20 protein-coding genes and 1 pseudogene are annotated in these 19,966 nt (G+C 72.0%); 9 read left to right on the plus strand and 12 right to left on the minus strand.

From position 1 onward, the window contains the following. The 3 genes and pseudogenes from ABD120_RS04625 to ABD120_RS04635 all read left to right on the plus strand — a co-directional run. On the plus strand, positions 1 to 282 hold a 282-nt coding region (locus tag ABD120_RS04625; protein WP_343948418.1), incomplete at its 5' end, for a hypothetical protein. A gap of 241 nt (positions 283 to 523) precedes the next feature. Further along, positions 524 to 634, plus strand: a pseudogene (locus ABD120_RS04630) (amino acid ABC transporter permease); the annotation flags it as partial. Positions 635 to 674: 40 nt separating this feature from the next. Next, positions 675 to 1,595 carry a hypothetical protein gene (locus ABD120_RS04635; RefSeq protein WP_343948419.1) on the plus strand — a complete coding sequence of 307 codons (921 nt, stop codon included), beginning with the start codon at positions 675 to 677 and terminating at the stop codon, positions 1,593 to 1,595. Between the two features lie 226 nt (positions 1,596 to 1,821). Here the strand turns inward: ABD120_RS04635 and ABD120_RS04640 are convergent, their stop codons facing one another. The 7 genes from ABD120_RS04640 to ABD120_RS04670 all read right to left on the minus strand — a co-directional run bounded on the left by ABD120_RS04640 (position 1,822) and on the right by ABD120_RS04670 (position 7,002). Next, the gene (locus tag ABD120_RS04640; RefSeq protein ID WP_343948420.1) at positions 1,822 to 2,223 is read right to left on the minus strand and encodes a hypothetical protein; all 402 of its coding nucleotides are present in this window, start codon (positions 2,221 to 2,223) and stop codon (positions 1,822 to 1,824) included. A gap of 63 nt (positions 2,224 to 2,286) precedes the next feature. Beyond that, complete coding sequence (locus tag ABD120_RS04645; protein WP_343948421.1) at positions 2,287 to 2,655, minus strand: STAS domain-containing protein; 369 nt, start codon at positions 2,653 to 2,655, stop codon at positions 2,287 to 2,289. Between the two features lie 196 nt (positions 2,656 to 2,851). Continuing rightward, positions 2,852 to 3,364, minus strand: a complete 513-nt coding sequence (locus ABD120_RS04650; RefSeq protein WP_343948422.1) for a TrmH family RNA methyltransferase — start codon at positions 3,362 to 3,364, stop codon at positions 2,852 to 2,854. A gap of 97 nt (positions 3,365 to 3,461) precedes the next feature. Beyond that, entirely contained in the window at positions 3,462 to 4,697 is a 1,236-nt protein-coding gene (locus tag ABD120_RS04655) for an APC family permease (protein WP_343948423.1), read from the minus strand. Positions 4,698 to 4,813: 116 nt separating this feature from the next. Then, positions 4,814 to 5,266 (minus strand): universal stress protein, encoded by a 453-nt coding sequence (locus ABD120_RS04660; RefSeq protein WP_343948424.1) that lies wholly within the window; start codon positions 5,264 to 5,266, stop codon positions 4,814 to 4,816. A 12-nt stretch (positions 5,267 to 5,278) separates the two neighbouring features. Further along, positions 5,279 to 5,905, minus strand: coding sequence for a DUF998 domain-containing protein (locus ABD120_RS04665; RefSeq protein WP_343948425.1), 627 nt, complete (start codon positions 5,903 to 5,905; stop codon positions 5,279 to 5,281). Positions 5,906 to 6,081: 176 nt separating this feature from the next. Then, positions 6,082 to 7,002, minus strand: coding sequence for an anti-sigma factor RsbA family regulatory protein (locus ABD120_RS04670; protein WP_343948426.1), 921 nt, complete (start codon positions 7,000 to 7,002; stop codon positions 6,082 to 6,084). A 177-nt stretch (positions 7,003 to 7,179) separates the two neighbouring features. Here ABD120_RS04670 and ABD120_RS04675 point away from each other — a divergent pair, with 177 nt between their 5' ends. Next, the gene (locus ABD120_RS04675; protein WP_343948427.1) at positions 7,180 to 7,728 is read left to right on the plus strand and encodes a DUF1707 SHOCT-like domain-containing protein; all 549 of its coding nucleotides are present in this window, start codon (positions 7,180 to 7,182) and stop codon (positions 7,726 to 7,728) included. On the opposite strand, the gene ABD120_RS04680 is transcribed toward ABD120_RS04675, so the two are convergent. From ABD120_RS04680 to ABD120_RS04690, 3 genes are all read right to left on the minus strand, one after another. Further along, entirely contained in the window at positions 7,698 to 8,801 is a 1,104-nt protein-coding gene (locus tag ABD120_RS04680) for an aromatic ring-hydroxylating oxygenase subunit alpha (protein ID WP_343948428.1), read from the minus strand. The genes ABD120_RS04675 and ABD120_RS04680 overlap by 31 nt on opposite strands. Positions 8,802 to 8,874: 73 nt before the next feature. After that, positions 8,875 to 9,330 (minus strand): hypothetical protein, encoded by a 456-nt coding sequence (locus tag ABD120_RS04685; RefSeq protein WP_343948429.1) that lies wholly within the window; start codon positions 9,328 to 9,330, stop codon positions 8,875 to 8,877. A gap of 67 nt (positions 9,331 to 9,397) precedes the next feature. Continuing rightward, complete coding sequence (locus tag ABD120_RS04690) at positions 9,398 to 10,720, minus strand: APC family permease (protein WP_343948430.1); 1,323 nt, start codon at positions 10,718 to 10,720, stop codon at positions 9,398 to 9,400. 140 nt (positions 10,721 to 10,860) lie between these two features. On the opposite strand from ABD120_RS04690, the gene ABD120_RS04695 reads away from it, so the two are divergent. Next, positions 10,861 to 11,241, plus strand: a complete 381-nt coding sequence (locus tag ABD120_RS04695) for a hypothetical protein (RefSeq protein ID WP_343948431.1) — start codon at positions 10,861 to 10,863, stop codon at positions 11,239 to 11,241. Between the two features lie 73 nt (positions 11,242 to 11,314). Beyond that, entirely contained in the window at positions 11,315 to 12,790 is a 1,476-nt protein-coding gene (locus ABD120_RS04700; protein WP_343948432.1) for a DUF2079 domain-containing protein, read from the plus strand. Here the strand turns inward: ABD120_RS04700 and ABD120_RS04705 are convergent. Further along, positions 12,785 to 13,867: a glycosyltransferase gene (locus tag ABD120_RS04705; protein ID WP_343948433.1), complete on the minus strand. Its 1,083-nt coding sequence runs from the start codon at positions 13,865 to 13,867 to the stop codon at positions 12,785 to 12,787. The genes ABD120_RS04700 and ABD120_RS04705 overlap by 6 nt on opposite strands. A gap of 63 nt (positions 13,868 to 13,930) precedes the next feature. Here ABD120_RS04705 and ABD120_RS04710 point away from each other — a divergent pair, with 63 nt between their 5' ends. The 3 genes from ABD120_RS04710 (at position 13,931) to ABD120_RS04720 (ending at position 19,209) form a co-directional block, all read left to right on the plus strand. Then, the gene (locus ABD120_RS04710) at positions 13,931 to 14,725 is read left to right on the plus strand and encodes a PIG-L deacetylase family protein (protein ID WP_343948434.1); all 795 of its coding nucleotides are present in this window, start codon (positions 13,931 to 13,933) and stop codon (positions 14,723 to 14,725) included. After that, on the plus strand, positions 14,725 to 15,777 hold the full coding sequence (locus tag ABD120_RS04715) for a lysylphosphatidylglycerol synthase domain-containing protein (protein WP_343948435.1): 1,053 nt from the start codon (positions 14,725 to 14,727) through the stop codon (positions 15,775 to 15,777). The genes ABD120_RS04710 and ABD120_RS04715 overlap by 1 nt, the downstream gene beginning before the upstream one ends. 63 nt (positions 15,778 to 15,840) lie before the next feature. Next, positions 15,841 to 19,209 (plus strand): ATP-binding protein, encoded by a 3,369-nt coding sequence (locus ABD120_RS04720; protein ID WP_343948436.1) that lies wholly within the window; start codon positions 15,841 to 15,843, stop codon positions 19,207 to 19,209. Here the strand turns inward: ABD120_RS04720 and ABD120_RS04725 are convergent. Then, on the minus strand, positions 19,178 to 19,846 hold the full coding sequence (locus ABD120_RS04725; RefSeq protein WP_343948437.1) for a hypothetical protein: 669 nt from the start codon (positions 19,844 to 19,846) through the stop codon (positions 19,178 to 19,180). The genes ABD120_RS04720 and ABD120_RS04725 overlap by 32 nt on opposite strands. Positions 19,847 to 19,966: the final 120 nt, after the last annotated feature.

Genomic DNA, 19,966 nt, shown 5'->3' on the forward strand with positions numbered 1-19,966 from the left:
GCCAAGGGGGACGCGGCCAAGGCGGTCAGGGCGGCAGCCAGGCTGGTCAAGGCGGACGCGGTCAAGGCGGCCAGGGCGGCCAAGGGGGACGCGGCCAAGGCGGCCAGGGCGGCCAAGGGGGACGCGGCCAAGGCGGTCAGGGCAGCGGCCAGGGTGGGCGTGGTCAGAGCGGCCAGGGCGGACGCGGCGATGGGCAGCGGGGCGGTCGCGACAACCGTGGCGGCCAGCGCCGTCCGGCCCCGTCGGGCGCGATGGCCGAGGCCCTGCGCAAGGCCGGCCTGACGGGCGACGACTCTCGCTGACCCCTCAGGCCACGGGGTGGTGACCGGCAGAAACACCGGTCACCACTCTGCCCCTCACCGCAACCGCCTGACCCACGGCACCCCTACTGGTCGTTGACCTCGGCACCCACAAAACAGCGGCGGTCAGCCGCCTGACCCACGGCAACCGCCCCTCCCCCACGACTGCCTCTTGGCCCACGGCAGCCCACTGACAAGTGCGCCAGCACGCGGCGGGCGTCGAATCGTGCGGGCTCGTCGCCGAAGCCCTGCGTTCCGGCGTCAACTCCGTCGGCCAGGGACAAGGTGAGGCCGCCCGCGCGCTCGGCCTCACCTTCACCCAGTCGCTGCGCCTGGGGCGGTGGTGATGGGGTTGCGGGGCGATACGGTCGGAGGATGACGAGCGAGCGTTACCAGGCGGCGGTCAGGCAGGCGCGGGACTTGCTGCGATGGCGGTCGCCGCTGCGCGCCGAGTTGTGGGCGAGCCGGTTGGCCGCCGAACTGGCCGATGAGCAGGAGGCCGGCGAACTGGACACGGCGCTGGCCGGTGACCCGAGTCGTGAGGCCGCGCTCATCGCCGCCGCCCTCAGCAGCGTCGGCGCACCGGCCGAGGCCGCCCGGCCGGCCGATCCGTGGACGAAGCGCCTCGGGCAGGTCGAGTGTGTCGGAGCCTGGTACGGCAGAGCCGACCGCTACGGCGAGCAGACCCTGGCCGCCCTGTCGTTCGTGTACGCGTCGGGCAAGGAGCCGCACGTCCTGGTCGTGGGCATCGACCAGGTCCACGGCGGTCTGGCGGTCGACGCCGTGGTCGAGGAGCCCAAGTTCCTCGACGATCTCACGCTGCCCGAGTCGGACCCCGCGGCCACCGCCGCCCGGGTGGTGACGGCGTTCAGGCTGACCGGCGCGCTGCTGGAGGCGCGGGTCGCCGACACGTTCGCGCCGCTGCGCGCGTTCGCGCTCGCCCGCGCCACCCCGCTGGCGGCGGAGACGGTCCCCGAGGCGGCCGTCGCCGTGGAGTTCCCCGACCTGCCGGGCGCGGAGGAGGCGTTCGAGGCGTTGCGGGAGTTCGTCGGCGACCGTCCCCTGTGGTGGAGTCCGTCGCGGGTGTCGGCGTTTCTGCAGGTCTGGCTGCCCAGGGAGGCGATCCTGAGCGATGCGGCGATCCAGGCCGTCCCCGAGGTGACGCGCGCCTGGACACGGGCGACCGCCGACGAGCCGGAGATCCTGGCCCGCATCGACGCCGACGCTCCCGGGCTGCCCGCGCGGATGGCCGACGACTCGCTGGCGAGCCTGCGCAAACGACTGGCCGGAGGCTGAGTGGTGGGCGGGTGCGGCTATGCTGCACGTTGACGTTTCCAGGGCCGGCTATCGGCCGACTTGAGGGAGATCTGCACGATGTACAAGGAGTTCGCCGCCGAAGCCGTGGTCTGGGTTGTCCCGATCGTCGTCCTGATCGGCCTTGCCCTGCTGGTCACCGCCTAGCTCGCGGACCAGGCCCGTGGGCTCCTGCCGAGCGTTCCACGGGCCTGTCTGACATGCGGCGCTAGCCTCGGTAGGTGCCGCCGACCGTCGCGTACGGGTAGAAGTCGTCGGCTTCGCCCTCGGTGTAACGGTCCCAGGCACGTTCCAGCCGCGCGCTGGAGATGGTGCAGCGCCCGTAGCGCGCGCCGTACGGCTTGATCCGGCCGATGTTGTCGGTGCACGTCCCCACGTACTTACCGTTGACGCGGAGCTTGGCCACCATGCGCACGTCCCAGAGCTTCCTGGACGTGACGTTCTTGAACCTGGCCTTGATCACGCAGGTGTCCTCACACCTGGTGTCGTAGATCTTCACGCGAATGGGGTCGCGTTTGGCGGTTTCCGCCGTGGACGCGTTCGCGGCGATCGGCGCGGCTACCAGGGTGGCCGAGGCGATCACGAGCACGCCGGCGAGACGTCGTAACATGTTGCCCCCAGTTTGGAACGATCACTATCCCCTATGCGGCATAGGATCCCGAATGGGGACGAGTCAGTCAATCGGGTCGCCGAGTTCCGCGATGGCCAGCTCCGCAGTGGACCTGATCTCGAAGAACTTGTCGAGCGCCGTGATCGCGAACAGGTGCTTGCACCGCCCGTTCAGCCCCGCCAGCAGCAGCCGCCCGCCCGACGCGGTGACCGCCTTGTGCAGGTAGACGAGCACCGACAGCCCGGAGGAGTCGCAGACCGCGACCGCCTGCATGTCGATGACCAGCAAGGGCGGCTGAGTGAGGTCCAGCGCCTTGGTGACGCGATCGCGCACCTCGGCCGCGGAGCCGAAGTCGAAGTCCCCCGTGAGCCTTGCGATGACACACGGCCCCTGAAGGCCGAGGCTGATCGACAAGGCTTGCTCCGAAGTCACCCAGTTCCACCTACCCGCGTCGGTCTTCTGGTCCCACCACTTTACGAGAAAGCGGCGTTTCGGGCTGAACACCGGCAGCTGCTCGATCTATCGCCCACTCCGTCGTCGCGCGAGGCGACACGGCGTCGTGAGTGTGATCGTAGCGCCAGTCGGCCGCCCGCGCCGCGACGCTCCCATCCGGAGCCCCATCCCGCCGCTAGCTGAGACCGGCGAGCTTGTAGGCGACCAGGCTGCCCGCGACGGCGACGTTCAGGCTGTGGCCGGTGCCGATCATCGGGATCTCGACCACCGCGTCCAGCAGGTCGAGGGCCTCGGGCGGGATGCCGTCGCTCTCGTGGCCCAGCACGATCGCCGTGTGCTGCCGGGCCATCGGCAGGTCGGCCAGGCGGACGGCGTTCTCGGCGAGTTCCACCCCCAGCACCCGGACGCCGGCCGTCCGGCACTCGCGCAGCCACGGCAGTGGCCGCACCCAGTGCACGCACGCCCCCGCCCGCAGCGTGTCCCCTCTGGCGAGGGCCTCCGGCACCCACGGCAGCCGGGGTACGGCCAGGCAGGCGCCGACCGCGTCGCAGGTGCGCAGCAGAGTGCCCAGGTTCGCGTTGTGCAGGGGCCACAGGGGTGCCACGAACAGGTGGCCGAGGCAGCGGGGCGGGCGGCGCCGCCGTACGGAGCGCAGGTCTGCGCGGGTCTTGGCCCTGATCCCGCTCATGGGCGCGGGCGGGTCTCCTCGGAGGGAAGTCTCATGGTGAAGGCCGCTTGTCGGCACGGCCCGAGCCATCGAAGGCGACAGATCACCTCAATGTACGCTACCGCCGCCTGCCGAACCAGTCTCCGCGATGGCGGAACGCCCACACCACCGCCCCTGCGGCGAACAGCAGCAGTCCGGGCAGAACGGCCGTCCACGGCAGGCTGAAGGCCAGCACGAGGCACAGGGCCAGGCCGAGGACCGGGAGGACGCGCCGGTACGCGCCCGGGAGCGTGAGGGCCGAGGCGTTGGCGATCGCGTAGTAGACGAGAACGCCGAAAGAGGAGAACCCGATCGCGCCCCGCAGGTCGGCCACCAGCACGAGGACGATCACTGCGGCGCCGACGAGCAGCACCGCTCGATGGGGCACCTGGCGGGGGTGGACGGCCGAAAGTGCGGCGGGCAGGTCGTGTTCGCGGGCCATCGCGAACACGGTGCGCGACACGCCCAGGACGAGCGCCAGCAGCGCGCCCAGCGTGGCCACGGCCGCGCCCGCCGTGACGACGGGGACGAACCGGTCCCACCCGGCGGCGGCCACGACCGCGTTCAGCGGGGCGGCGGAGCGGGCGAGCCCCACAGGGCCGAGAGCGTGCAGGGCGGCGGCACCGACCAGGGCGTAGACGGCCAGGGTGACGGCGAGGGCGAGGCCGACGGCGCGCGGGATGGTGCGGGCGGGGTCGCGCACCTCCTCGCCGAGGGTGGCGACGCGCGCGTATCCGGCGAACGCGAAGAACAGCAGCCCCGCGCCTTGGAGGATGTCCGCGAAGGTGACGGGTGAGAGCGTCGGCGGGATGGCGACCGGCCCGGCCGTCAGGCCCGCGACGACGGTGAAGGCCAGCACGGCCAGGACGAAGGCGACCATGACGCGGGCGACCCGGACCGAGCGGTGCACGCCGCGAAGGTTGAGGACGGTGATCGCCACGACGGCGGCGACGGCGAGCGGACGGGCCAGGCCGGGTGCGACGTAGGCGCCGAAGGTCAACGCCATGGCGGCGCAGGAGGCGGTCTTGCCGATCGTGAAGCCCCAGCCTGCGAGGAACCCCCAGAAACGGCCGAGGCGGCGGCGACCGTACACGTAGGTGCCGCCGGACTCGGGGTGGCGGGCGGCCAGCCGGGCCGAGGAGTCGGCGTTGCAGTAGGCGGCGAGGGCGGCCACCGCGAGCGCGACCGGCAGCCAGGGACCGGCGGCGGCCGAGGCGGGGGCGAAGGCGGCGAACACCCCTGCGCCGATCATGGCGCTCAGGCCGACTGTCACGGCGTCGCCGGTGCCTAGCCTGCGCGCGAGTTCGTCGGCCACGGGCCCAGTCTGCCGTCCCGATCCGACATTCCGGTGAACGCCGGGTGACGCGGACAGCGTGGCGCTGTGGCGCGGAGGTTACCGGGAGGGCGCGGGCACCACAGCGTGGCGCGGGGTTACCGGGAGGGCGCGGGCACTACGAGCACGGGGCGGTCGGCGTGGTGCAGCACGCGGTCGGAGGTGCTGCCCAGCAGCAGCGACTTGACCCCGCCCAGTCCCCGTGTGCCGGTGACGATGACGTCGGCGCCGATCTCGGCGGCCACGTCCACGATCGTGGACCACACGGCCACCCCGTCGGTCTCGCACCGGGCCGTGGCCTCCAGCCCGTTCTCGCGCGCGAGTTTCGCTCCCTGCTCGGACATCTGTTTCATCGCCTCGTACATCGCGTTGTCCTCGGCACCGGACACCTCGGTCGGCATCACCATCCCCACCGAGGCGCGGGCCACGCTCATGGACATCCGCTCCCATACCGTGAGGATCACGACGGAGGTGTCCTTGAGGAGGGCTCCTGCTGCGCTGATCGCCGCCTTGGCGTCGTCCGACCCGTCGTACGCGATCAAAACCACCATTGAGCACCGTCCTTAACTCGTCTTCAGCCTGACCCCTGCCCTGTTTCGGGTCCGCGAATCAAGCAGCGACATCGCGATCAGCGCGAGCACGGCGACCTCGGTGACGACCACCACCCGCTGCGTCAGCCCGGCGGGGACGCCGACGCCGGCGAACGGCAGCCCGCACATCTGCACCACGTACGGAACCACCACCACCAGCAACGCGCTCAGCGCGACGCCGCAGAGCACCTTCACCTGGCGCGCGTACCGCACCCGCGCCCTGGCGACGAGCAGCCCGGCGACCGGCATGACGAGGAAGGCTCCGAAGGCCGCGTACCGGTGGATGCCGCCCGACAGCGACAGCGGCACCCCCGGCTTGTCCGTGGGGAAGGCTCCGATGAGGAACATGCAGATCCCCCAGGCGACCAGCAGCCCGACGACCCACGGCCCGGCTCCGGCCCGGCGCAGCGCCGCCGCGACGAGTGCCGCGCCCACCGCGAACAGGGTCAGCGAGGTGGGCAGCAGCCAGCCCACGGACGCCCAGGCGTACTCGCTGATGACGCTGTACATCGGGTCGAGCCCGGCACCGGCGTGCAGAGCGAGCATGGCGCCGGAGCCGGTGCCGATCGCGGCGAATCCGCCTAGGAGCAATCCCTTCATGGCTACAAAACTCGCGGAATCCGGCTTCGCCGAGTATCGGAGATGCCCCCCTGCCTCGCCGGAGCGAACCCTTACGACCTCGGTCGGAGGTGACCCTTGTCCAAGCCGCTGACCTCGGCGGGGAACAACCCTGGTAGGGCTCGCCTCCTCAGGGTCGCTGAGGGCGCCGCCACCGCCTACGGCAGCTCGAAGTAGGCCCTGATGACCGTCGCGCCCGCCCGGGTGTGGGTCCTGACCAGATCGCTCAGCAGGTTGACGATGAGCAGGCCGCGCGAGCCCGCCACCTTCGGGTCGGCGGGGCGCCGCCCGGCGAGCGGGTCGGTGATGTGGCCGCCGTCGGCGACCTCGCAGACGAGCCTGCCGTGTTCGGTCCACAGCCGGAGGGTGCCGGCGCCGCCGCCGTGGTCGAGGCTGTTGGCGCCGAGTTCGGCGATCACCAGCCGGATGTCGTCGAGGCGGGTGCCGGTGAAGCCGTGCCGCGCCGCCGTCTCGGCGGCGAGGGTGCGCGCGTCGCCGAGGCCCGTGTGGTCGAAGCGCAGCGAAACGGCGCCGAGCGGTTCGGGGAACGGCTGGTTGTGCCAGGTGATGACCAGGTCGGGCGCGTAGGCGGCGCTGTGCCGCTCACCTGCGGCGTCGCGGAGGACGGGGTGGGTGAGCTCGGCCTCCGCCAGGACCCTCGGCGACAGGCGCGCGGCGTCGTAGGCGCACAGGACGGTGATCGCCCGCCCGGTGAAGGCATAGTTGGTGAGCGCCTCGTGCTGGGCGCAGGCGGGGTATTCGAGGGCGGTGCGGCCGGGCCAGACCGGCTCGGTGACGACGCCGCCGCGCTGCCCGGGGTGCGCGTCGGCGAACTCGCACAGCACGGCGGGGATGATGCGCCCGGGGTTGCGGCCCGCGTCGGCCAGGTCGATGAGCCTGACCTTCCCGGCGTCCGGCCCGAGCGCGGCCTCGACCAGGGCCAGCCGGGGGGCGGGGACGGCCACGGCGACGGGCTCGTGGGCGAGCAGTCCGCGCCGGACGAAGGCGGTCACGGCCGTGACGTACTCCCGGTCGCCTCGGTAGAGCAGCGCCAGGTGTGAGAACGGATCCGCGAGCATCACGCCACACGTTACTCCCGGAGGGTGTCAGAGCGCCGATCCCGTGGGTATCAAGCGAGTGTGAAGAGACTGATCGTGCGGCGCCCCCAGCCTCCCCGCCGTCCGCTTCCCCTCGATTTGCGTACTCCGTCCGGCAGACAGCTCCCGTTCTGAGCCCCGCGAACTTATGCTCGGGATATGCCGGAATTGCAGATGCGCGTTTCCGATCAGGATCGTGAGCGCGCGGCCCAGTTGCTGCAGGCGGCCTTCGCGGAAGGCCGCCTGTCCGACTCCGAACTCGACGAACGACTCGGCCTCGCCTTCACGGCGAAGACGTTCGGCGAGCTCGCCGAGCTGGTGGCGGACCTGCCGACCGACGCGCCCCCCGACGAGAAGGTCGTCCTTGAGTCCGGGCACGGCCCGATCAGACGCTCGGGCGACTGGGCGGTCCCCCGTCGGCTGCGCGTCTGTTCGCCGATGGGCTCGGCCCATCTCGACCTGTCCGAGGCGGTCGTCGCCCATCCGGTCGTGGACATCGAGCTCGATCTCACGTACGGCTCCGCCGAGGTGACCCTGCCCGAGGGCGCGACCGCCGACGTCGACGGTTTCACCAGCACGTGGGGCAGGGTCGCCAGCGCGGTCCCCGGCCGGCAGCGGCCGGGCGTCCTCCACGTACGGATCACCGGCCAGGCCAAGTACGGCATGCTACGAGTGCGCTACCGGCGCAAGCGCTGGTTCACCCAGTGATGGAAGTCCGCGATGTGGTGCTCGCTCGGCACCAGGACCCCTCCGGCCCGGTAGGCGCGTGACGACATCCCGGGCTGGGTGCGTTCGCAGGCGTCGAAGTCCTGCTCGTTGACCCGGTGGAAGAGTTCGACCGAGTGGGTGAGGTCGGCGCCGGAGGCGAGCACGTCGGGGTGGTAGAGCCAGTCGCACTCGACGACGGTCCGGTCGGCGGCGACGGGGAACATCCGGTGCAGGATCACGTGGTCGGGCACGAGGTTGACGAAGACCTGCGGCTTGACGGTGATGGCGTAATAGCGCCGGTCCTGTTCGGCGGACAGGTCGGGCAGGGTGCCGAACCCGGCCCGGCCGTCGACGGTGAAGCCCTCGGCGCGCTCGGCGAAGGCGGCACCGTGTCCCACGTAGTACTGCGCGGCGTAGCCGCCGGCGAACTCGGGCAGGACGGCGGTCAGCTCGGGGTGGATGGTGGCGCAGTGGTAGCACTCCATGAAGTTCTCGACGAGCAGCTTCCAGTTGGCGCGCACGTCGTAGCGGATGCGCCGCCCCAGGGCGAGTTCGTCGACGTGGTAGTGCTCGATGGCGGCGGGGTCGCCGAGGCGTTCGGTGGCGGCGCCGGTGACGGTCTCCTCGAAGGACGGGGGTTCCCCGGCCAGGCACAGCCAGCCGTAGCCGAGCCATTCGCGCAGGTGGACGGGGATGAGCCCGTACTCGATGCGGTCGATGTCCGGCATCCTGGCGAGGTTGGGGGCGGCGGCGAGCCGGCCGTCCAGGTCGTAGGACCAGGCGTGGTAGGCGCACCGGATGGTCCGTCTGACCTCGCCCTCGGGTTCGGCGCACAGGCGGGCGCCCCGGTGGCGGCAGATGTTGAGGAAGGCGCGTAAGGCGCCGTCGCGGCCGCGTACGACGATCACGCTCTCGGTGCCGATCTCGACGGTCCGGAACGCGCCCGGTCCGGGGAGTTCGTCGGTCCTGAACGCGCAGAACCAGAGGGATTCGAAGATCTTCCGTTGTTCTTCGCGGAAGATCTCGGGATCGGTGTAGGAGCTGCCGGGGAGGGTGGCGACCAAGCTCGACATAATCACCCGCTTGTTGCGTATTACGCGACGAGTTGCTCTATCCGCGTCATCGTCCGGCGGGCTCGGACACCTGTCAAGACGTCCCGGGGTCGGCGACCGGCCTCCTGCGCGCCATGCCGAGCAGCGCCCTGATCCCGTGGTCGGGGATCGCCGGCACACCGGAAAGCTCGACCCGCGTCGCCAGCCGGTGACTGCCCCTGGCCGCCTCAGCCAGCAGCGCCTGCCCGTCGGCGGTCAGGCGGGTGGTGCGGCGGAACCGGCCGCGCTCCACGAGCCCGCCGCGCAGCAACCGCCCCTCCACGGCGAGTACGCTCTCGTGCCCCGCCAGCGAGACCAGCGCCTGTCTGACCCCGTCCCGCTGGGCGAGCCCGGCGGCCTCGACGGGATCGGCGGCGCTCGCGCCGGACTCGGCGTAGAGCGTGGCCGACTCCGACAGCTTCAGCCGTCCGTCGAGCAGGAGCATCGCGAGCGCGCTGAGCGCCACCCGGTCTCTGCCGCCGCTGAGATAGGCCAGCACGTAGCGTTCCATGAAAAGTTCCTCACGTCCCTGCGGCCCATGAGAATTGTCACAGGCCGCAGAACGCGTCGGCAAGGGCTCACTCTCCGTGCACGATCCGCTCCGGGTCGACCTCGGTGACCTTGCCCACGAAGTACCGGTTGACCAGCCACAGCACCACGCCGAGCAGGATCAGCAGGCCCGCCCGGAGATACACCTCGCCCGCCCGGCCGGTGATCGGCAGCGCGAGGAACAGGCAGACCACCGCTCCCAGCACCGGCGCCCAGGTGGGGGCCCGATAGTGGTCGTGGCCGACGCTCTCCCTGCGCAGGACCAGCACGCAGACGTTGACCATTGCGAACACCACGAGCAGCAGGAGCACGGTGGTGTCGGCCAGCGGGGCCACGTCGCCGGTCGAGACCAGCAGTACGGCGATGCCGATCGTGAACACGATGCCGACCCAGGGGGTGGCGCGCGTCGGGTGCACGGCGCCGAAGACCGGCGGGATGATGCGCTGGCGGGCCATGCCGTACACGATCCTGGAGGCCATCAGCATGTTGATCAGGGCGGTGTTGCCGACGGCGAGCAGCGCGATGGCGGCGAACAGCTTCGGCGGGAAGGAGAGCCCGGCGACCTTGACCACCTCCAGGAGCGGCCCGCTGGAGGAGACCAGGGTCTCGGTGTCGACGAGCATGGTCGCGGTGAAGGCCACCGCCATGTAGATGAGCGCCGCGACGAGGAGGCCGCCGAACAGCGCGCGGGGGAAGTCCTTCTGCGGGTTCTTCGCCTCCTCCGCCAGGTTGACGGAGTCCTCGAAGCCGAGCAGCGCGTAGAAGGCGAGCGCGGTGCCGCCGAGGACGCCGAGGAAGGCGCCGTTGACCGGATGGAACTCCAGCGCCCGCGCCGGTTCGCCGTCCCCGCTGAACAGGGCGAACAGCCCGATCCCGACGATCACCAGCAGGCCGAACGCCTCGATGATCGTGAGCACCACGTTCACCTTGATCGATTCGGAGATCCCGGCGAAGTTCACCAGTGCCACCAGGGCGAGGAAGATGAGGGCGCCGACGATCACCGGCAGCGTCACGAACTCGGCGAGGTAGCGGCCGCCGAAGGCGCGGGCGGCGGCGCTGGCGGAGGTGATGCCGCTCATCATGACGGTGAAGGCCACGATGAAGGTGACGAACGGGATGCCGAACGCCTTGTTGACGTACAGCGCCGCGCCCGCCGCGAGCGGATACTTCCCGACGAGTTCGGCGTAGGCGGTCGCCGTCAGCGCCGCGAGGACGAAGGCGACGAGGAAGGGCAGCCAGAGCGCGCCGCCCACGTATCCCGCCACCTTCCCGACGAGCGCGTAGATGCCGGCGCCCAGGATGTCGCCGATGACGAACAGCAGCAGGACCCTGCGGCCGATGACCCTTTTCAACGATGGATGTGCCGTCTGACCTTCAGTCATGACCTTGGCCTACCCCAAGCTGTCAGTCCTGATGTTGGTGACGTGCAAGCCGAAATCAAGGATTGGTCCATAATGTCCCTTCGTCTCCCAACCTACGAAGGGCACTACCCATGACTTCCTCACGCCGTCGCATCGCCATCACGGTCGCGGCGCTTTCCCTTGCAGGCTTCGCCACCGGTTGTGGGGCGATCGGCCAGGCCGTGGACTGCACCCAGGTGGCGACGGACATCACCACCATCTCGAACGACTACACCAAGGCGATGGGTGCCGTCGGCACCGACATGGACGCCTTCAACAAGGCGGGCGAGGACGCCGCCGCCAAGGCCAAGGAACTGGCCGGCAAGTACGACGGGGAGCTGAAGACCGCGCTCAACGACCTGGCCGCCACCTTCGAGAGCATGAAGATGGACAAGGACAACCCGGCCGCCGCGATGGACGGCGTCACCAAGCTCCCCGAATTCGTGGACAAGGTCCAGAAGGCCTGCGGCTGATCCACTCTCGGCCGCCGCGCCGCCTGCGGGGGACAGCAGGCGCGGCGGCCGGGTCCGTCTACTCTTGCTCACCGTGACCACCGAGACGACCACCGAGACCCATACGCCGAGGGCGCCGACGGCACGGGCGTTCCTCGCCACCGACCGCTTCCGCCTCGGCCTGATGGTCGTCGTGTCGGCCGCCGTCTACTCGGTGCTCGGGCTGGTGAAGCTGGCCACCTTCCGCGCCAGCATCTTCGACCTGGTCATCTTCGACCAGGCGGTGCGCAACTACGCGCACTTCCGGCCGCCGTACATCCCGGCGGTGGGCGCCTTCCACGGCCGGGGCCTCGACTACCTGCAGATCGTCGACCACTTCTCGCCCATCTGGGCGGTGCTGGCCCCGCTCTACTGGATCCACGACGGGCCGGGCACCCTGATCGTCGCGCAGGCGCTGCTGTTCGCGGCCGCGATCCCGCCGCTGTGGCTGTTCACCCGGCGGGTGCTCGGCGTGGTGCCCGCCTACCTGGTCGCGCTCGCCTACGCCCTGTCGTGGCCGGTCGCCCAGGCGATCGCCTTCGACGCGCACGAGGTGATGTTCGTCCCCGTGCTGACCGCCGTCATGATCGAGCGCTACCACGCCGGACGGCCGCTGCCCGCCTACCTCGCCATGGCGGCGCTCCTCCTGGTCAAGGAGGACATGGGGCTGATGGTGATCGGCTTCGGCATGTACCTGTTCGCGATCGGCGACCGCCTGCGCGGGGTGTGCTGCGCCGCCATCGGCGTCGGCGGCACCCTGCTCACCAGAGGCGCGATCATCCCGATGCTCGGCGGCGACACCGCCGACTTCTGGGCCTACAACCACCTCGGCCCCGACGTGGGCGGGGCACTGCTCGGCATCGCCCGCGACCCGCTCGCCGCGCTGCTGATGGTCTTCGACGACGAGGCCAAGGTGGACACCCTGTTCCTGCTGGCGTGGCCGACGCTGCTGCTGTGCCTGCTGTCGCCGCTGTCGCTGGTGGCGCTGCCCCACGTGCTCGAACGCATGCTGTCCGACCGGGCGCTGTGGTGGCAGGCCGACTTCCAGTACAGCGCCTTCACCGTGGTCATCCTGTTCTGCGCGGGGATCGACGGGCTGTCGCGGCTGCTGCGGTGGCTCGGGCGCGACGGTGACCGTACGCTCGGGCTCGCGTGGGCGAGCGGTGTGCTGCTGGTCGCGATCACGCTGGTGCCCAGGTTCGCGCTGGACCAGCTCTACCATCCCGCCTTCTACAAGGGCGACGAGGTGAAGATCGCGGCGGCGCGCGAGGCCGTCGCGAAGATCCCGGACGGCGCCGTCGTCGAGGCGGCCAACTCCTTCGGGCCCGCGCTGTCGGGCCGGACGACCGTGCTGCTGTGGACGGCGCGGCCCAACGACGCCGAGTGGGTGGTCGCGGACAGAGACCGCTGGGAGTTCCCGTTCGGCTCGGCGGAGGAGCAGCGCAAGCAGATCGACACGCTGTTCACCCAGGGGTACACCCAGGTGTACGAGCGCGACGGCGTCGTGGTGCTGCACCGGCCCCCTTCATGAGCCGATCGCCTGCGCGTACGCCTGCTCGAACCCGGCGAGCACGTCCGGCCAGGCGCCCGCGCCGGGCGCGTTGGCGCGGTTGTGGGCGGCGATCGACTCGCGCAGCGGCCGGTCGGCGGCCAGCCGGGCGATGGCCGCCGCGAGCCCGGTCGGGTCGCGCGCCAGCAGCCCCTCCCTGCCGTGCGCGACGAAGTCGGCGACCCCGCTCTGCGCCCGCGCGACCACCGGCAGCCCGGCGGCCCGTGCCTCCAGGGCGGCGATGCCGAAGGACTCCAGGGGCGCGGGCGCGACGAACACGTCGGCCGTGTTGAGGACCTCGGCGATCTCCTCGCGGCTGTAGCGTCCCGGCAGCGAGACCCACCCGCTCATCCCGTGCTGCGCCAGGTACTTCTCCATGGACGGCCGGGCCGGCCCGTCGCCGATGACGGTGGCGCGCATCGCCACGCCGGCGGGCACCTGCGCCCGCGCGTCGGCCAGCGCCCGCAGCAGCCGTACCGGGTGCTTGCGCGGCGCGAGCCGGCCCACCGCGACCACGTGCACCTCGCCCGAGTCGCGCGCATACGGCCCCTCCGGCCGCCATCCCGACAGGTCGAGCCCGTTGGCGACCACGTGCACCGGAACGCCGGCCCCGGCGACCCGCCTGATGGGCCGGGCGGCGGCGTTGCTCACGGTCGTGGCGACCACCCCCCAGCGGTGCCACTCGTACAGCAGCCGCAGCAGCCGGTACACGGCCCGGGTGCCGGGATCCCACATGCTGTGGACGGTCACCACGACCGGCACCCCGGCGCGCACGGCCGCGCGCACCCCCATCCAGGCGAACGGCGAGACCGCCCCCGTGTGCACGTGCACCACGGCGGGCCGCCTTGAGGTGAGCAGCCGAGTGACATGTCCCACTCCACGCGGATGCACGGGCAGGTCGAAGGGCATCCGCGCCACGATCCTGTGCACCCCGTCGAGCGGTTCGCCCCGGGTGGCCGTGGCCACCTCGACCTCGTGCCCGGCCGCGCGCTGCTGCCGCACGAGGTCGGCGACCTGAACCTCGATCCCCCCGAGCCTCGGCAGGTAACAGTCACTCACGTGAAAGATCCGCACCTCTCCCAGACTAATCTGGGCCCTGTGCCAACAAAGCCACGCACAGCTGTGTTCTTTCACGCCCACCCCGACGACGAGGCCCTGCTGACCGCGGGGACGATGGCGATGCTGGCCGCCGAGGGGCACCGGGTGGTGCTGGTCGTGGCCACCGCGGGCGAGCGCGGGCTGGCCGACATGGAACCGGGCGAGGCGCTGGGCCAGACCCGCATGCGCGAGCTCTACACCTCGGCGGCGCTGCTGGGCTGCGCCCGGGTGGAGTGCCTCGGCTACGGCGACTCCGGGCTCAGCCCGCAGGGCGGCGTCGCGGAGGAGCGTCCCGACAACGCCTTCATCGACGCCGACTCGGAGAAGGCGGCGACGGCGCTGGCCGACATCCTGCAGGAGGAGCAGGCCGACCTGCTCACGATCTACGACCCGGCGGGCGGCTACGGCCACCCCGACCACGTGCAGGTGCACCGGGTGGGCAGGCGGGCGGCCGAGATCGCCGGGACGCCGATCGTGCTGGAGGCGACCGTCAACCGCGACCCGCTGCTGAAGGCGCTGCGGCTGGCGGGCAGGGTGTACCGTTTTCCACCGGAATTCGACGTACGCACCTTCGAGAGCGCGTACTCTGCCAGCGACACGATCACCCACCGGGTCAACGTCAGGAAGTACATCAAGCAGAAGCGGGCCTCGATGGCGGCGCACACCTCCCAGGCCAGCGGCGGCGAGAGCGACCGCACCCTGGCCGTCATGCTGAAGATCCCGGTGCCGCTGTACCGGCTGGTGTTCGGGACGGAGTGGTTCGTACGGCGCGACCTGCCGCCGGGCACCCGCCTCTCCCATCCCTTCGAGCAGGTCTGATGAAGAACAGATGGCTCCAGGTCACACTCTCCGTCCTGTCGCTCGGCCTCGCGGCCACCCTGGTCGTCTTCCTGCCGCAGATCGTCGAGACGCTGACCGGCAAGCCGGTCTCCTGGTCCGCGATCGGCGCCGAGTTCGCCCAGCTGAACGCCGGGGTGATCACGCTGATGGCGGGGCTGTGGCTGCTGAGCCTGTTCGCCTACACCTTCGTGCTGACCAACTCGCTGCCCGGCCTGAACAACCTTCAGGGGCTCACCCTCAACGCGGCGGGCAGCGCGGTCAGCAACCTGCTGCCGTTCGGCGGTGCCGTCGGGGTCGCGCTGACGTTCGGCATGTGCAGGGGGTGGGGCTTCCGTTACCGGGCGATCGTGGTGAGCACGCTCGTCAGCGGCATCTGGAACACTCTGTTCAGGTTCATCCTCCCGGCCGTCGGCATCATCGCGCTGCTCATGGCGGGCAAGGCGCCCAACGAGACCATGGAGCGGGCGGGCTGGGTCGGGGCGGTGTCGATCCTGGTGCTGGTGGCGATCGTCGCGGCGGCGCTCTACTGGGACCGGGCGGCCTCGGTGCTCGGCCGGGTCCTCGACGCGCTGCCGGTCAGGACGAAGACGCCGCTGTCGGAGTCGTTCGCCAAGCTGCGCGGCGACACCGCGGGCATCGTCAGGAGCCGCTGGCCCGGACTGTCCGCCTCGATGGTCGCCTTCCTCGGCCTCCAGTGGGCGATCATGGTGGTCTGCATGCAGGCCACCGGCGCCTACCCCGGACTGGCCGAGTCGATCGCGGTCTTCGCCCTGTCGCGGGTCCTCACCGCCGCCCTGATCACGCCGAGCGGTGCCGGGATCATGGAGGGCGGCGTGGTGCTGCTCCTCACCTACTTCGGCGTCGAGCCGGCCGCGGCGACGGCCACCGCACTGCTGTTCGGCTTCTGGACATACACTGTCGAGATCCCCTTCGGCGGGCTGGCCCTGGGCGCCTGGGCACTCCTGCGCAGGCGCAACGGCGGCAGCCCGGCGGCCAGCCCGGAGTCCACTACCACGAAGGCCCCCCAGTGACCACCTCAAACCGGATCAAGACCTTGTGCCCGCCTCGGAAGCGCGCATAGCGTGGCGGCTGACATGGTGGCGTTCCGGGTTCTGGGGCCGGTCGAGGCGTACGAACACGACGAGCTCGACCTCGGCGGGTTGCGGCAGCGGGCCGTCCTCGCCCGCCTCCTCGTGGCCAGGGGCCAGGTCGTGCCCGTCGACACACTGCTGTACGACCTGTGGTCGGACGACAACGCCAAGGGCGCCCAGTCGGGCCTGCAGGTGTACATCTCGCGGCTGCGGCGGGTGCTCGAACCCGGCCGCCCGCGCGGCGGGCCCAACCGGCTGCTGGTCACCGTCGCCTCCGGCTACGCGCTGCGCGTGGCGCCCGAACAGGTCGACGCGCTGCGCTTCGAGCAGCTCGTCCGTTCGGCCGGCGAGCGGGTCGAGAACGACGACCCGGCGGGGGCGCGGACGTTCCTCGAAAAGGCGCTCGGGCTGTGGCGGGGCACCCCCTACGCGGACTTCGCCGACCAGCCGTGGGCGGAGGCCGAGGTCAACCGGCTCACCGAGCTGCGCCTGGTCGCCCGGGAACGGCACGCCGACACCGGGCTGCGGCTGGGGCTCGACGCGGAGACCGTACCCGACCTGGAGGCGATGACCACCGAGCACCCGCTGCGCGAGGAGGGCTGGCGGCTGCTGGCGCTCGGCCTGTACCGCAGCGGACGGCAGGGCGACGCGCTGGCCGCGCTGCGCAGGGCGCGCGGCATCCTGTCCGACGAGCTCGGCATCGACCCGGGCCCCGCGCTGCGCAAGCTCGAATCCGACATCCTCGCCCAGGCGCCCGAACTCGAACTGGCCCCTGCCGTCCGGCCCGCGCGGACGGCGCATCCCGCCGCCGACACCTGGCCGCCGCGTCCCGCCACGCACGTCGAACCGCCGCCGCTGGAGCCGGAGCCGTTCGTCGGCCGCGACGCCGAACTCCAGCGGCTGGTCCAGGCCGGGGCGCGCACCGGGCGCTTCCAGGTCGCGATCGTCGCCGGCGTCGCCGGGGCGGGCAAGACCACGCTGCTGCGCCAGGTGGAGGCGCGGCTGGCCGCCGACGGCTGGACGACCGCCTCCGGCGCCTGCCCCGACTCCACGGCCACCCCGCCCGGCTGGGCGTGGGTGGAGATCCTGCGCACGCTCGTCGGGCTGACCGGCTCGGGCGAGTACTCCCACCTGCTGGCCCCGCTGCTCGACGACGCCGACCCCGATCCCGACGACGACGAGGTCTCCGCCGGGTTCCGGCTGCACCGCGCGGTCGGCGGCTACCTCGCGGGCGTGGCCCGCCGCTCCCCCGTGCTGATCACACTGGAGGACCTGCACTGGGCCGACGACCAGACGCTCGCGCTGCTGCGGGCGCTGCCGAGCCTGCTGGCCACCAGCCGGGTACTGCTCGTCGTCACCTGCCGCGAGAGCGAACTGGACGACCGGCAGTCCGACGTGCTGGCGGCGCTGGCGCGGCTCGGGCCGGTGCGGGTCGCGCTGTCCGGGCTCGACCCCAAGGCGGTGGCCGAACTGGTGCGGGCCACGTGCGTGCGGGAGATCGGCGAGGACGCGGTCGAGTCGATCGTGGAGCGCACCGGGGGCAATCCGTTCTTCGTGCGGGAGACCGTGCGGCTGCTCGACTCCGAGGCCGTCGCCGGGGAGGCGACCGCGGCCGAGGTACTGTCGCGGGTGCCGACCGGGGTGCGCGACGTGCTGCGGCGGCGCATCTCGCGGCTGCCGGCCGCCGCCCAGCAGATCCTGCTCCAGGCCGCCGTCATCGGGCGCGACGTGGACGTCGACACGCTGATCGACGTGGCGGGCGGCGACGAGGACGCGGTCGTCGAGGCCGTCGAGGCGGCGCTGCTGGCCGGGCTCGTCACCGAGCCGGGGCCGGGGATGCTGCGCTTCGACCATGACCTGGTGCGCGACACTCTCTACTCCGACGCGTCGCGGCTGCGCCGTACGCGGCTGCACGCGCTGGTGGCCAAGGTCGTGGAGGCGCGCAACCCGGCCGACGTGGCGGCGCTGGCCCACCACTACTTCCTCGCCGACGTGGCGGAGAAGGCGGTCCACTACTCGGGCCTCGCGGCCGAGCAGGCCGAGCGCCGCTTCGCCTTCCGTGAGGCGGCGCGGTTGTGGGAGCAGGCGCTGGCCGCCTCCGACCGCACCGGCGGCGACACCAAGCAGCGGGTGCTGCTCATGCTGCGCCAGATCAAGGCGCTGGCGCACTGCGGCGACATGACCTCGGCGCGGCTGCTGCGCCGCCAAGCCATGGATCTCGCGCTGCCGCTGCAGAATCTGGAGATCACGGCGCGGGTGGCGGCGTCGCTGGCCGTACCGCACAAGGGCATGGCGCGCGACTTCACCCGCACCGCGTGGGAGATCGTGGACGTCACGGAGCAGGCGCTGATGGAGCTCCCCGAAGGGGAGCAGACGCTGCGCGCGAGCCTGCTCACCACGCTCGCGCTCGAACTCGAGGGCTCCTCCTCACCCGAGCGGGGCCGCCAGGCGTCGCTGGAGGCGCTGGAGCTGGCCAGGCAGAGCGGCGACCCGGTGCTCATCGCCGCGGCGCTGAGCGGGCGGCTGCGCCAGTCCTACGACATCCCCGCGGTCGACACCCGCGAGAGCATCGGGCGCGAACTGCTGGAGGTCGCGCAGCGCTCCGGGCAGATGGCCACGCAGGCGCTCGCGCACCTGGTGCTGCTGGAGTGCGCGGCGGCGCGCGGTGAGTTCGGGGTGGCCGACCGGCACGCGGCGGCGGCCGACCGGCTCGCCAAGCAGTACCAGCTCTCGGCGCCCGCCGCGGTCTCGGCGTGGTACGCGGGGCAGCGGCTGATGATCGCGGGCGACTACGCGGGCGCGGAGCGCGCCTATCGGGACGCGGCGCGGATGACCGCGCGGGCGGGCATGCTCGAAGGCCGCCAGGACCTGCCGCTGATCACCTCGTTCTGCCTGCGCCTGGTCGACGGGCGGGCGGCCGACACGGTCGGGCTGCTGGCCGAGGCGCACCAGCGCGGCGCCAAGTGGACGCTCGACGCCTACGCGCTCGCGCTGGCCAGCGCCGGGCACACCAAGGACGCCGCCGCACTGGCCGCCACCCGGCCGCCCGTACGGCCCGACTTCCTGTACGAGCTGGTCATGACCTGGCGGGCGCTGGCCGGGATGCTGCTCGACGACCGCGAGCGGATGGTCGACTGCTACGACAAGCTGGGGCCGTTCGCCGACCGGGTGGCGGGTGCGGGCACCGGGGTCGTGGCGCTGTGGCCGGTGGCGCTGACGCTGGGCGACCTGGCGATCAGGCTGGGCGAGCCGGAGGCCGCCCTCGATCACTACCGCAAGGCGCTGGAGGTGGCCGAGCGGGTCGGGGTGCCGCGCTGGGTGGAGGCCGCGCGGCGCTCGGTCAGCAACTCGCTCGGAACCGGGCGCTCCTGATCGTCTCCCCGCCCTTGACGGTGAGCTCGACCCGGTACCAGCCGGGGTTGCCGGGGATCCGGGCGTCCCATTCGACGGTACGGCGGACGCCGCCGAATCCGGCGTGCTCGGTCAGGTAGGAGGCCCACCGCCGCTCGGCCGGGTTCCAGCGGGCCAGCCGCCACCGGTACAGCAGGGTGCTGCCCGGCTTCGGGTCGAGCACGCTGCGGGCGAGGTAGGCGGGGTCGCAGGCGGCGCGGTCCGGCATCCGGGTGACGCTCACCTTCCCGAGTACGGCGGCGCCGGGTCCGACTGCGCCGGGCGCCACAGCTCCCACGCCGACGGTCGCCGGCGCGGCGGCGCCAGACGCGGCGGCCCCAAGGCCGGCGGTTCCAGATACGGTGGCTCCCCGGCCAGCGGTTCCAGACGCGGCGGCTCCGGGCACGGTGGCTCCAGACGCGGCTGTTCCGGGCGCGGCGGCCTCCAGGCGAGCGGTCGCAGGCGCGGCGACGGCGGCCGGGGCGGTGCGGGCCTGCACGGCGACCGGACGGGTGATCGGCCGCGCGGGTTCGGCCGTGACGTAGGCTGAGAGTCCGGCGTAGGCGCCCACGGCGGCGGCTGCGGCGACGATCAGCTTGGTCGTGGTCGCCATGGTCATGATCGGTGTTCCTCCTCGGTCACCGTCAGGTGTACGCCAAGGGGGTTGTGGCCCGCTTGCCAGGGGCTTGCAGCCCGGCGGTATGGCAGGAACATGCACGATCAAATAAGGTTAGGCTGG

Origin of the sequence: Nonomuraea longicatena (assembly GCF_039525605.1) — a bacterium.
GTDB classification, from domain to species: domain Bacteria; phylum Actinomycetota; class Actinomycetes; order Streptosporangiales; family Streptosporangiaceae; genus Nonomuraea; species Nonomuraea longicatena.

Excerpts from the sequence above, each read along its gene's own strand:
- ABD120_RS04635 (WP_343948419.1), top strand. The coding sequence starts at position 675 with ATGACGAGCGAGCGTTACCAGGCGGCGGTCAGGCAGGCGCGGGACTTG.
- ABD120_RS04640 (WP_343948420.1), bottom strand. The coding sequence starts at position 2,223 with ATGTTACGACGTCTCGCCGGCGTGCTCGTGATCGCCTCGGCCACCCTG.
- ABD120_RS04650 (WP_343948422.1), bottom strand. The coding sequence starts at position 3,364 with ATGAGCGGGATCAGGGCCAAGACCCGCGCAGACCTGCGCTCCGTACGG.
- ABD120_RS04660 (WP_343948424.1), bottom strand. The coding sequence starts at position 5,266 with ATGGTGGTTTTGATCGCGTACGACGGGTCGGACGACGCCAAGGCGGCG.
- ABD120_RS04665 (WP_343948425.1), bottom strand. The coding sequence starts at position 5,905 with ATGAAGGGATTGCTCCTAGGCGGATTCGCCGCGATCGGCACCGGCTCC.
- ABD120_RS04670 (WP_343948426.1), bottom strand. The coding sequence starts at position 7,002 with ATGCTCGCGGATCCGTTCTCACACCTGGCGCTGCTCTACCGAGGCGAC.
- ABD120_RS04675 (WP_343948427.1), top strand. The coding sequence starts at position 7,180 with ATGCCGGAATTGCAGATGCGCGTTTCCGATCAGGATCGTGAGCGCGCG.
- ABD120_RS04680 (WP_343948428.1), bottom strand. The coding sequence starts at position 8,801 with ATGTCGAGCTTGGTCGCCACCCTCCCCGGCAGCTCCTACACCGATCCC.
- ABD120_RS04685 (WP_343948429.1), bottom strand. The coding sequence starts at position 9,330 with ATGGAACGCTACGTGCTGGCCTATCTCAGCGGCGGCAGAGACCGGGTG.
- ABD120_RS04695 (WP_343948431.1), top strand. The coding sequence starts at position 10,861 with ATGACTTCCTCACGCCGTCGCATCGCCATCACGGTCGCGGCGCTTTCC.
- ABD120_RS04715 (WP_343948435.1), top strand. The coding sequence starts at position 14,725 with ATGAAGAACAGATGGCTCCAGGTCACACTCTCCGTCCTGTCGCTCGGC.
- ABD120_RS04720 (WP_343948436.1), top strand. The coding sequence starts at position 15,841 with ATGGTGGCGTTCCGGGTTCTGGGGCCGGTCGAGGCGTACGAACACGAC.
- ABD120_RS04725 (WP_343948437.1), bottom strand. The coding sequence starts at position 19,846 with ATGACCATGGCGACCACGACCAAGCTGATCGTCGCCGCAGCCGCCGCC.